We start from the raw sequence: 13803 nt of genomic DNA on the forward strand, positions 1-13803 counted from the left end.
TTAAAAAATACGATGCGAATAGCTACATCCCCGTGAGCTTCCAGTCGCTGCCGACGATCTACTTCGGAGGAAAGGGCCTGGAGGGCTTTCAGTGGACGTTGGACAGAAAAAATACCGACGGCACCTTCCGTGCGGTTAAAACCTCGATGACCATGGATAAGAAGGCCTGGGACGAGGACAATCCGGGTTGGAAGAGCTTGGGCAACGCGCCGCTGGGGTATCCGTCCCAGTATCGCTTGAGCGGGTTCAGCACCACGGGCAACGTGTACGTTTCCGGAATTGACGACGGTCTGTCCTATGGCCCCTATATCTCGGAGGATCTGCCGGAGAACTACGAGATCAATGCCGTGGACTTCCGTATCGAGCGCAACGCGAACGGCACGAATCCCGCTAACACGATGCTCACGCCCGGCAGCACCGTATCGGGCATCGCAGGCCTGAACAACTGGTTCGATGCCGACCACAACTACCTGGAGTTTGAGATCTGCTCCCAGAACCGCTACGACAGCTGGATTACCAGCAACAGCAAGTACTGGGTGCGCATGCCCGATTCCGTAAAGCCTCAGTACCAGGGCACGGTTACCGAGGACGGCAAAACCTATGACGTGTGGCGCTTGGGCGGTGCCGGCACTGCCGACGACCTGACCAGCGTGCTGGAGCAAAACGGATTCTCGGCCAAGGTGCGCAACACCGCGATTACCTCAGGCAAGCCCTGGTTTACGGGGAACATGCGCATCCTGTTCGCCAACAAGCTGCAGCAGAACATCTCCGTTCCGGTGCAGGTGGTGGTTCAGGGCACCATGCGCAAGCCCTCAAGCGACGGACCGGCGGGCTTCTACCAGAACAAGGCGACGCTCATCTCCGGTGCTCCCACCTGGGTTCCGCCTATCAATGTGGAGGAGAAGTACCGCGGCCACTGGGGAGCCACACCTTCGCAAGTGGTGAAGACGGCCGACCTGGATCCGAAGGGTCCTGTGGAGCCTGGCGTGCACGCGTTCGGCTATAGCTATCTGAACAACGGATTGACCTGGGGCAAAGAGGGCGGTTTGAAAGCTGTGGCCCTTGATCAGGACGGCGGCGGCGTACTGTTTGCCCTGACGAACGACTGCACCTCCATGATGGAGCCCGGCGTTCTTACCACGAGCCGCCTTTCCGAGAACCATGCGCTGGCCAACGGGGGCAATGCCCAAGACCCCTGCGGATGCCAATATCACCATGCGGGCGATTACGATCCCGAGACTGATTCTTTCTTCGCGTCCGATGGCTGGAAGCGCGCGGGCCACGAGGGCTTCATTCCCTCCCATGTGGTGCTGTCGCCCGAGCTTCTCAAACATATGGACGTAGCCAAGCTGACGCTCCATTCGGTCCATGAGGACGAGGAGCACGGCGGCTCCGGCCCGGTCGTATTGACGCGTTCGCTGCTGCAGCAGTATGTGGTGGGTGCCAACGGGGCAACCCAGGCAGAGCCGGGAGCCCGGTACAGCGCCGATTTGGTGGGCGGCATCGTTATTCCCCAGCAGGTATGGGGGGCGACCCATGCCGACTGGCCCGAGGCTCCTTTCGATTACCTGGAGATCGAGTTCGACTCCTTCGACGGCAGCGTGGGCTACGATGCAGAGCATCCCGAGCTCAGCTCGTTTTTACTGATTCACGGCGTCAACGGCCGCTTGGGCGAGCCGGAGCGGCCCTCTACCTATTGCCCTGTTGGCCTCGAGTTCAAAACGAATTACGACGACCCCGAGGACAATGTGCCGGCCGCTACGGGCTATGCCACGCTGTTCGGCTCTCTCGCCGATCCGAAGATCCACGCCTTCGGCTTCGAGTTTATCAATGCCAGCAAGCGAACGAATATGGCCGAGGGCACTACGGGCTTGCCGACTGCGAACAATACCCAGAACGTGAATGCCGGCGAGCGGCAGTCGGGCTTTGCCTTCTACCTGGAAAACGACACGCCGGCGCCTATCTACGGCGGCACCTTCTCTACTAACGATGTGGCCTATCAGATTGTCGACGACGGGTTCGGTGCCAGCAAGCTGGTGGGCTTCGAAACCTCGCACATCGAGTTCTCGAAAGCGCTTCTGGATGCGGCTACGCTGCCCGACCAGGGCACGGTACTCACGTTGCAGGCCGTGGAGCTGGACAACGAGGGTGCACCGGTAGCCCGCACCTTTAGCTATACCAAGCAGCAGCTTCTGAACTGGCGCGTGACGAACGCCGGCGCCCATCCCTATCCCTCATACCAGGGCGGTCACAACAATGTGGGCGCCGTGGTGGTGCCCAAGAGCGCCTGGGGCAACCTCTATCTGACCAAGGTCGAGCTGAAGTACACCTACTTCACCTATGACGTGCCGTTCAGCAGCTACGATGAATATGCAGCGCAGCACTATCCGCTGTACCGCTACTCCTTCTACGACGATACCGTGGTCAATCGGCGCCCCAGTTTCTCTCTGTTCGGCACGGCCACGAGCCCGGGCCTGAAAGAGCTAAAGGGCACGTTCCGCGCCGATGAGAACGCGGAGTTCCAGCCTGTCAGCGCCGAGGCGTCCAGCATTGCCCGCATCAAGACGCGGGATCCTGGCAACGACATCGATGCCGTCGGCTACGAGAAGAACGCCCCGGGCGATACCCAGGCCCTGGATAGCAGCGCCAAGGTATGGCCCCAGCAGCGCAAAGACGTTTACTACGCCGAGGGGCTTTCGGGCTACTCGTTCTACGTGGGCAATAGCTCGTCCTCGAAGATTCTCGACGGTGTCATTACCATCGAGCAGAACAGTCCGGTGACCAACCCGCTCTTCGTTTCGCGCGTCACGGATGGGGGAGTGACGGAACGACGCGGCTTCCAGACCGAGTACCTGGTGCTGAACAAGGCGCTGCTTTCCAATGCCACGGTAAAGCGCGTGAAGATCGAGTCCATCGACGACGACGGCACGCCGTCGACTTTGACCATCGAGCGAAGCCAGTTGGAGCAGCTCTACAAAGTGTCGGCGGCTGGCACCACGGGAAGCGGCTACAATCCTGGGGCGGCAGCGGGGCAGGAGGGCGCCTACATTGTGCCGCAGAGCGTGTGGGGCTCGCAGCACCTGACGCGTATTCAGGTGGAGGTGTCGCAGTTCAGTGCTGATATCGACCCGTCGCCGTTCTACCCGGTGTACAACGCCAATGGCTATTATGTGCGCTCGGAAACCAACGCCACCCATCGCAAGAGCAAGCCTTGCGTCATCTTGCAAGGTTCGCCGACGCGTCCCGGCGAACTGGATATGAAGTGCACCTTCGACACCGATTACCAGAAGTACGGCCAGACGAACGTGTCGGTAAACGAGAACGCCGTGCTGGTGGTGCGGCCGGCGGAGCCCCGGGTGGCCGCCTATGCCTACGGCTCGAGTCCGTCGCGCAAGTACAGTTCCAACCCGCGCAACTCACTCGGCGAGCCCACCAACGTGAACACCCACACGACCAATGCCAACAACGAGCGCGATGATTCGGGCTATGTGTTCCATTTGGTCACGCGCACCCCCTCGATGCTGAATCCCGGCTCCTTCAAAACCTCCGATATTCCTTTGGCGTGGGATGCGGCCAACAGCACGAATCGAGGGTTCACCACGAACCGCGTGGTGCTCTCGAAGGCGCTGCTGGCCAACGCTACGGGGCTGGCGGTAACGCTCACCGCGCACGACGGGAGCTCGGTAACCCTCGACGGTGCGCAGCTTCAAGCTTATATTGTCGCCTCTAACGGCTCCCTTCCCGCCGATTCCTCCGTGAACGTGGGGGCGGCGCTTGCCGGTGCGGTGGTGGTCCCCGCTTCGGTGTGGGGGCCGAGTACCCTTAAGAACGTCGAGGTTCGCTTCTCGTCGTTCAAGGGCAATGTGGATTTCGCCGGTGCGAAGAACGCCGGATGGGTTCCCCCGACGAACGCGGCTGCCGGCACGTTCGTCGAGCTTCAGGGTGTTGCCAACGATCCCGAGAAAGAGCTGTGGGTGACGGGCACGTTCTGCTCTACCTACTATCGTGATGCCACGCGGGACGAGAGCGCGTCCGACAGGGCCGCTTTGGTGACCACGACGCCCATCCCGTCGATCATCGCCCGCGCCTTCGACAACACGGCGGGCGGTGGCGCCGCCTCGAACCTGCCCTGCGATAGCCTGCAGGGCAGCCGCGAGCAAACCGCTCCGCTGTTCGCGGAAGGCTCCGGCTACATCTTCCAGCTAGGTACCGCAAACCAGTCGGCCATGAAGCCGAGTGTGTTCAGCACGGGCACCCTGCCGTCCGACCCCTATCAAGGGACTCTGCGCGGCTTCGAGACCAAGCACCTGTACCTCTCTCAGGCGCTTAACGCGGCGGCAACGGTGGCGAAGGTAACGGTGAAGGCGAAGGACGCGGCTGGCGCCGTGTCAACGTTCGAGCTGACGAAGGGCCACGCAACGCCTTCCCTGAACCTGGACACCTATGCCAGCGCCGGGGCCTACGACATTACGCCAGGGGCCTGGAATGATCAGTACCTGGTAAGCGTTTCGGTCGAGTTCTCGTACTTCGGCGGCGGCGTGACTCTCAACAACAGCAGCACGATAACCCGTGGTGCCATGGCCGGCCAGCCGATCGTGGCCCTGGTGGGCCGCGGCACCCTGCCGGGCCGCATTCCGCTGCAGGGGACGTTCTCGACGGTGTTCCGCGGCTACCTCAACGACGTGAGCCGCAATGACACGTCGGCGCTGATCGTGGAAACGGTCAAGCCCGAGCTGGAGGTGACAAGTGGCTGGTCGCTGAAGGATCCGGCTACGGGCGCCACCACGGTGCACACGCCTCAAGCGGTTCCGGGAACGGACAGCTGGGGAACCCTCACCGGTTCCACCTTCTACATGGACAGCATTCCCTATCGCTGGGGCGAGGATCAAGACTACGAGCGGGCGTGGATCGACTTCACGGTGAAGAACGACACGGCCTACTCAGCTCAGGGCCTGGACTTTGATGCCATTCTCGATCAGACAGCCATCGACAGCGCTGGCAAGCGCACGGGCTTTGTACCCACCGAGCTGGTGATTTCCGGCTTTGCCAACACGGCCGACGGGTGGCGTCTGAAGGGGACGAGCATCGTCGAGGGCCTCGATATCTTCGCGGCGCCCACGCGGCCGCTGGGCGGCACGGCGAACTTCGACAGCGACTTGTACGCCACGCGCCTTGCCATGGCCGATCTGGCCGGGTACATCGACGGCACGGGTGCGCTGCACCTGCGTTTGGACGATGCCGCGGCAACGGGGGTATCCGGCGTGGTGAAGGCGCTGCGCCTGCGCTTTGCCACCTTCGGCTCCGCCATGGCCGGGGCCAACGTCATCACCATGCGCGTCTACGGCATGATGGAGCACCACGGCATCGGCACGATGCCCTCGGAGGTGCTGAACGGCGCTTCGTACAACGGCGGCGTCCACATCGGCGACCTTCACGGCTACCGCAGCAACCCCACGCGCTACATCAACGCCACGGCCCACCTGTTCCCGTGCTCGGGCGATTACGGCAACGGCATCGAGCGCACTACCACCTCGCCCATTCCCATCCAGGGCTTCCGGTTCGGCACGGGCAGCTTGTTCGAGGGCTACTACAACGAGCGCGGGGCGTTCAACTACGATCAGAACGCCGACTGCGCCTTCCGTGACCCGAACAGTTACGCCACTGACGGCTCGGCCCGCAACAATGTCGTGATCGTGGCGCACAAGGACGAGAACAGCGGTTACATCCTCGATGCCTATAACGAGACCGAGGCTCGCTCCGATACGAATGCCATTGTGTACGATATGGAGAGCGTCGGGAACAAGGCCTCCATGGGCGCGGTGAGCGTTCACGGCTTCAAGACGCGCACCGTGCGCTTCGATGCGGGGCTGGTGGATGTGGGCAAGCTGCCTGCGGCCCAGTACGCCGGCACGACGGGTGCTCCAGCCGACACCTCGACGCTGAAGACCATCGAGTTCTACTTCGCCGACCCCGCAACCGGGTCGGCCGGGGCTGCGCCCGATGTGACGGTGGCGGTGGCCGACTTGCCTACCTATCGCGTGGGCAACGAGTACGTGTTCGACCTCGATAACCAGACCGCCTTCGCTAGCACCAAGGGGCGCTACCTGAAGAAGGTGAAGGTGAACTACGGTACCTTCGCGCCGAAGTACGTGTGCAAGCGCGTGCAGGCAAAGTTCACGGGCTTGGTGGACTGGTACACTACGGCTGATGAAAACGGGGATCTGCCGGGGCGCGTGACGGCGCTCCAGACCGGCCTGCCGTCAGGGATGCCTGCTCGCAACGCCACCAACGCGCACTTCCTCAGCGTGGTGAAGCCCTATCTAGGCATCGATACCCATGGGCAGTACGGCGATGTGCGCGAATATCGCGTGGACAATACGGGCAACTCCGACAAGGACCGCACCCATCTGACCGTGCCCTACGACCGCGACTACCAGCTGTGGACGCGGATCTACAACAAGCAGAGCGTCTCGAAGCTGGAACTCTGCGATGTGATTATGGATCTGGCGGTGAATCGCGAGACCTATCCGGTGGAAACCGGCGGCACGGCCACTGCGTGGACCGGCTTCCATACCTACCAAGTGACGGTGCGCAAAGAGCTGATGGATCAGTTCGTGCGGGCGAACCAATCGGCCGACGATGTGTCAGCCGTGGGCGAGGTGCGCCTCTACGGCGTCACCGATGCGGCCACGGCGCTGCCCAACTACGTGAGCCCTCCGCAGATGCGCCTGGTACCCGTGCTTAACGCCGACGGAAGCCCCCAGTACTTCGAGGACGTCCTGCATAACAACGCGCGCTACAACTTGAACGCGGCCGGACACTTGGTCATCACCGAGCAGCAGCTGCGCGACAGCGGCATTGAGAACCTGACGCGCTGTGTGCTGTACCATTGGAAGGGTATGAAGCGCGAGTCGGCCAATGCCGATATGCAGCGCGTGGTGTTCGACGGCTTCTCGGACAACAACTTCGGCACCGACAGCCTGGCTTTGAAGGCCGACTCCCACATGTACATGGGCGGCATCGACTACGACGCCCAGTGGGATTTGAAGCAGCATGACGATACGGCAGTGCTGGTGTCCAAGATGCTGTTCGACACGGTGACCCGCGCGGCCTATACCGACAACCGCACGGCCAAGCGTTTCGATCGCTGGGCCAGCAGCAACGAGTCGGGCCACGAGGCGGCGCGCCGAGCGAATTCTGCATCCACGAACTCCTTTGCCGACGATAAAGACCATGAGCTGCAGATTGGCTATAAGGCCCAGGGCTCGTTCCTCGTCGACTTCCGTCAGGGTCGCCTGGCGGATGAGGAGAAGGTGCACCACTACGACTTCGAGAACAGTGCGGCGAATCCCACCTGCCCCTCGGCCCATTACTATTTCGGCAGCACAAGCAATAAAGCGTTCAATACGGCGGCAACGCTGGTGTTGGAGCAGACGCTTCGCGCCGATGACTTCGATGCCTACTTCATCAAGATTCATCCCCAGGCGTTGAAGTTCGTGGAGTCGATCCAGGTGGTTTACGGGGACGGGTCCAGCTATACGATCAACCAGCAGGATTTGGCGGCCCATGCGAATAACGGCAACTCCGCACCGACGGGATCTGCGACGCGCTACACCCGTCTTGACCTTCTGTACAAGGACGCTGCGGGCAAGCGTCAGCCTTACTTCCAGGCGACGGCCTCCAACGATAAGACCTACGCCTATCGCGAGGCCTTTGGCGACGCGGTCGCGAAGGCCGACCGTGTGGCCCGCGTGGTGTACTCGCTGCGCATTAATCAACCCGGCGTGGTAGGCGGTGTGGCTCAGAATCCCGACTTTGGCTCGTGGTTCCAGTGGGACGAGATCGAAGCCGATCCCTTTGAAGTAACGGGACGCTTCGTGCCGGTGAGCGGCCGCGATTTGGGCTTCGGCCTCTCTGACGTCTATGCTGGTTTGGGCAGCAGCACCGTGAAGGCCGAAGTGCGCGTGGGCGGCAGCCACAACTCGAGCAACACGCATGCCCATAAGGCCGTCGTGCGTTATGACCGCGAGCGCGATCATAACTCCTCCGACAGCTACCAGTCGAAATTCTCCTGGCAAGACTACTACAAGCTTAATAGCAACACTGATTCGGTGCCGATGAAGATGCGTCATCTGCGCGCCTCGGTAGGCTACCGCGTCTACGAGTCGGGCAACTACGTGCGCGTGGCCGCGATGTCCAACATTAACGGCGCCACCACCCTGACCGACGCGAGCTTCGATTCGCGGGAGGAGTGGCCCGACTATCCGAAATGGCTCGAGGGCCTGGGTGTGCGTGGCAACTGGGAGAAGGCGCCCTTCGGTAAGGACACCCAGTACAAGGTGTCGTTCAACCGTTGGCAGGTGCCCTATCCCACGCCGGTGAACTACTTGTTCAACTCCAATGACACCAGCTATGGCGGTGGATTCGGCCTCGAGCTTGTCCAGGCGCCGCTCTATAGCAAGGAGTATCCGCGCCAGATCTACCTCAGCGATTACTGGACCGGCCTGTGGCGCAACAAGGACTTCCTGGACACGGGCCATATGTTCGATTTCTATAAGAGCAACTGGCGCCAGGTGTCCTTCGCTGATGAAATTACCATTCACGAAGATTTGCCCACCTGCGTCCCCGAGTCCAACGCAACGTACTACGGCTTCCTTTCCACGGGTCTGACCTTGCCCTACCGCAATGGCAAGTACACCGAGAACAAGCCGGCCGATGACTTCGACGATGACGATGGCGACAGCGGCGGCGAGGACGGCGGGGGAGATTCGGGCGAGGAGAAAGACGATCCCAACGACGCCGACGATGCCATGGCCGACAGTGTGGGAGAGGCCGATGAGGAGTTCCGCTCAATCCTGCGCTACGTTGACCATATCGACTTGCATATTGCCTCCTATACCGTGGATGCTCTGGGCGATCCGACGGGGCTCGTGCAGCGCCGAACGGAGACGATCGACAAGTCCAAGGTGGACTTCCTGAAGGCCTGGACCGAGCAGAAGAACGTTCACATCCGCTTCGACCACGGCACCTCGGTCGACCCTGCAAGCCAGCTGAGCGCAGGCACCAACTCACCCTTCTTCCAGTCCCAGGACTTCCTGTACGTGGTAAATAACTTGGGTCCCTACGACTTCGTCGAGAGCTACGACGTGGTGCTGAAGAACGTGCCGGGCAGCGCCGACTACAACGACGAGACGGGCTTTGCCACCTACTCAAACGGCGACAAGATCCCCAAGTACAACAGCTGGAGCCGTTCGGATCTGGACATGCTGGTGTACGGCCGTCCCTATACGTGGAAGGCCACGGAGAAGTCCATCTGGACCCAGATGAAGAAGGACTCCATCAACACCGTGTGGACATCGACGCGCCGCAGCTACTCGGGGAATAAGGTGTATACCGAGCAAGCCTTGGACCGAGGATCTGCCTCGGGCTATGCCGACAACAACCACTACAAGGATCGCGCCTACATTGCGGCCTTCCCCGTGCCCATCGACGCGAAAACAATTCTCAGCCCCAAGGAAGGGGTCAACACCGCCGCAGGCACCTATCAGGACGGAAGCGAGCTGTACGATTACGCCGCTGATAACGTCACGCCGAACATCGGCACTATGGAGGCGCGCTTCCAGAATGCCAAGGACAAGGGCTCCGAGGACGCCACGGGCCGTGCCACCCATATCAGCCATGTGAAGCTGACCGCCGATATAGCCGGCGACAACGACGGGCGCGCCAACGGATGGGGCATGCGCCTGCAGAACGTGTACGTGCCCCGCGGCTTCATCGAGAACCTTGAGCTGAACCGGGCGGGCGACATCAATGCCGGCTACGAGTACGGTTGGTTCGAGGTGGCCGAGTTCTCCTTCACCGTGGATACCGACAACGGTCCCTATACGTTCACGGGAACCTGGCAAGATGTGGTCGACCTGGGCATTGTGTCCAATCCGGGTACCAGCGCCAAGTATCCCCACTGCTATGTGGTGGACATCGAGGCCTTCCTGCGCGCGGCCGTCAACGGCACGGCGCCCAATGGGGCCCAGTTCAACTTCAAAACCTATCGGGCCTGCGATGTCACCAACACCATCAATGGCTACCGCGACTACGTGAGCGCGACGAACCGACTGGTGAACATTGAGTTCTCCCGGGCGCGGGTGTCCGAGTTCTCGCTGGTGTTCGATTCGCCCAACGCGCTGCAGCGTCGTGTGAACCGCATGCTGGACTCCGAGGGTTGGCTGACCGACACCCAGGCGGAGAGTGCCCAGGCGAATCCCAACGACTTCGCCTTCGCCTATGACGGCGTGTACGTCGACCGTACTCCTGAGGACTTCGCGGCCGCCACGGCCACGGGCAACAACCCCGCTACGGGCCACTGGAACGACACCTCGACGCCGACCTTCGGCAAGCAGGGCACCCAGTTCCCGTCTGTGGATCTGGTCGACACGCTTATTGCTACCGAGCTAAAGTCGAAGGATCCCCATGCCGACATGCCGCTGTCGTTCCGCATCACCGACGATGGCTACTACAGCCACAAGCACTTGATGGGCGAGCTGTACTCCGAGGCCAACCGCGGCGCCCTGCTGCCTGCACGTACGGCCAGCGGTCAGACCATGCGCAAGGTGTTCGCCTACGACAAGGCGGCTACTGACGTGTTCTCGCCGGTTTCCTACGACAGCGACTCCGGGGCCGTGTGGACCAACATTCCCGACGGCGGCCTGTACGTGGGCGATTATGTGGAATACAACCTGTACGTGGGCGCTCAGGCCGATTCGAAGCTGCCCATGGAGTCGATCACCTCGCGCTTCCAGGTGCCCGAGGGCCAGCGCATCGTGGGTTGGGAGATTGCCAAGAAGAACCAGAACGGCACCTGGGTCGATGACAACACCTGCGGCTTATCCTTCCCAGGTAACGACCCGCTGCCGGTGACGGCTTTCATGATGCGCCCCGACGACACCAACAAGCGTCCCTGCGAGCCCCAGGTGGACTACTCGCTGGCCGCCACGGCCGTAACGCCTTCGCTCTTTGCGTCGACGACTACGGAAAACACCATCGACAACCGCGTCATCGAGTTCCAGGTGGGCAAGACCTTGTACGAGCAGGCTGCTGACGGCTCCTGGGTGCTGACCGACGAGCGCGACCGCGTGGTGAAGCCGGGGGAGGGCGTGCGCATCCGCGTCATCACCCAGCTGACCAGCGAGCTGTCCAACACTGCCTATGACACGCTCACGCCCAATACGGCCTGGCACAACGATGCCCCCGAGCACTATATCGGCGTGCAGCCGCGGGCGTGGTTCTATACCGTGTCGGCACCGAAGCACGGATTCACCCAGTACCGCGCCTGGCACAGCGAGAACACAAACGGGCACAACCCCTTCCTGTACACCGACGACGACGGCTTGGGTAGCAATGACATCGCCCATGAGCATCAGGTGAACTACAAGGTGGCCGGCATCGAGCAATATGGCGTGGGCCTGCATTCAGATCTTACCTACTACCACCATGCCGACGACGCCACGCGGGTGGGCACGGTGACCAACCCCAACGGCACCACGTCGCCGGCTAACCGCGACCATCGTGAAGATCCGCAGATGGCCATCAAGTTCACGGGGTCCTCGCCCAGCGGGCCGGCCAATGTGGACGGCAACCCGGCTCAGGTGACGGTATCGAACCTTATCAACCCCACCTACCACACCGCCAATATCACGGTAACGGTGAACCTCTACGACGAGAACCTGCAGAAGGGCTTCGAGCTGACCCAGACGCCCAAGATTGCCGCCAGCGACACCGCCGTGCGCCAAGAGCAGGGGAAAGCCGTTGACCTGCGCTATCCGCCCACCATGCCGGCGAGCAAGAACCTGGCTGCCGGGCCGGCCACCGCCACGTCCGATGGCTTGGGCGCCGATCCGAACCGTCGTCCCGCCATCCGCATCGAGTACTTCGATGCGACGGGCTCCGACCCCACGGTGGGCAGTTGGAAGAGCGAGGCACAGATCCTTGCCGACCACCAGGGGAACATCCAGGCGGGCTACTTGGTGAACATCAACCCCTTCCGCACGGTGACGAAGGTGCGCTGGACCTATTACGATGTGCCCGCATCGGCGTCCGTGGACGGTGCCGGTAAGGCCACGCCCTATGCGTTGGAAGATGTGGCCCTGGTTGGCGTCGGACGCTATTTGGATCAGCGCGATCAGCTGTCGGCGTTCAACCGCCTGGGCTCGTTCCAAGAGGCGACCGAGGCGTGGCAGAGCGGCAAGTTCTCCCTCGATGTGGGCTACACGCACTACCACGAGGAAGCCACGCACCTCGATTTCTGCAACAACCTGGCCACGGGGGAGGGCGGCTGGTTCCAGCTGGAGGAGGCCGCTGAGCACAGCTTGGTCATGACCAAGCAGGACTCCTATGCCGAGACCGAGTTCACCACCTATCGCCGTATGCCGGTGGTGCGCTTCCAGACTCAGGCGTTCCAGAGCCAGGAGCTGGCCAGTCAGACCTACGATCCTGATGCCGACCAGAAGAAGGGCTATCTGCCCGGCGAGCGCATCTGGTACAAAGACGCTCTGTACAACGTGCCGCGGGGCACCCAGTCCAATTTGGGCTGCACCCGCATCGAGGGCGAGATCTACAATCCGGTGTTCTACGAGCGCATTCCGTTGGACTATCTCGTGGACGACGACGGCAACGAGATTACCGCGGAGTACCTGGAGGAGCGGCTCAACCGTCCGGGCGCTATTCGCTGGACCGATGCGAGCCACGCCGATGTGCTGGCCGAGCGCACGACCAACCAGAAGGTGCACCTGCAGGTGACCCGCGTGGACGAGGCCGATGCGCCCGAGGTGGCCGGTGACTTCGGCGGCATGATGACCTACGGCAACGCCGCGCAGTCTTTGGGAACTTCGGCGACAACGCGGGTCTTCCAGGATTTGGATCCGCGCACCTCGAGCGCGACGACGCGCTTCGCCCTGTTCCGCATCGAGTGGATTCCCGATACTGACCTCACGGGCGGCGTGCCCATGGTGCCCGGCGCCCGCGACCCGCTGGCGCCCGCCGACAAGACGGCGGTGGGCCACACCTGCATCGAGGTGGGCGATACCATCGAGCTTATCTTCGACGTAACCGCCGCTTTGGACGGGCTGCCCCAGGTGTACACCCCCGTTCAGGTGAACACCGGACGCCTCACCGGCACCTCGGGCCTGGAGCCCTGGTACTTCCCGCGCATCGGCGAGTACCACACCAGCTGGCCGACGGGCGGCGCGAACCCCTTGAGCCAGAACGCCTCGGGGTCTTTCGGCTACACCGATGCCGATTCCGCGGGCTTCTATAAGATTCAGAACCAGAACGTGCTGATGGACATGGACTACCTCCATCACGACGCGGCCTTTACCGCCGACAAGCCCGGCGGGTGCGACCTGTGGGAGATGTTCGACGGCTCCTACACGTACCTGCCCGGCACGGCCACCTCGACGCAACGCTACGACATCGTCGGATGGAAGGACAGCAGCGGCCATCAGCAGGCCAACCAGGACAGCACGCATAAGTACGCGGTGTATGGTTGGGTCGACCGTGGCCTGCAGGGCACCGACGGCAACAGCGGTTCGTACTTCATGGACGAGGACGTTGCCTCGAGCAATACCCATCAAGCGGTGCGCTATACTCCGCGGCCCCAGGGCAGTGGCAGCGTGGCCCAGGTGGCTCTGAGCCTGCCGGCGGACGTGTGGATGATCTCGCCCAACGACCAGTCGGAGAACCGCTACCAGGAAAACCGCTTCATGCGCGACTACTATACCTTCGTTACCAAGGCGCGCACCTTGGGCGCGC

1 protein-coding gene (running past one end of the window) is annotated in these 13803 nt (G+C 62.1%); it reads left to right on the forward strand.

Going from position 1 to position 13803, the window contains the following annotated elements:
- Nucleotides 1-32: 32 nt before the first annotated feature.
- Nucleotides 33-13803, forward strand: the beginning of a protein-coding gene (locus tag QZ307_RS00175; RefSeq protein WP_295994132.1) for an LPXTG cell wall anchor domain-containing protein. 14279 nt of this gene lie beyond the right edge of the window; only the first 13771 of its 28050 coding nucleotides appear in the window; the start codon lies at nt 33-35; the stop codon falls past the right edge of the window.

This window comes from uncultured Adlercreutzia sp. (genome assembly GCA_910585575.1).
Classification (GTDB): domain Bacteria; phylum Actinomycetota; class Coriobacteriia; order Coriobacteriales; family Eggerthellaceae; genus Adlercreutzia.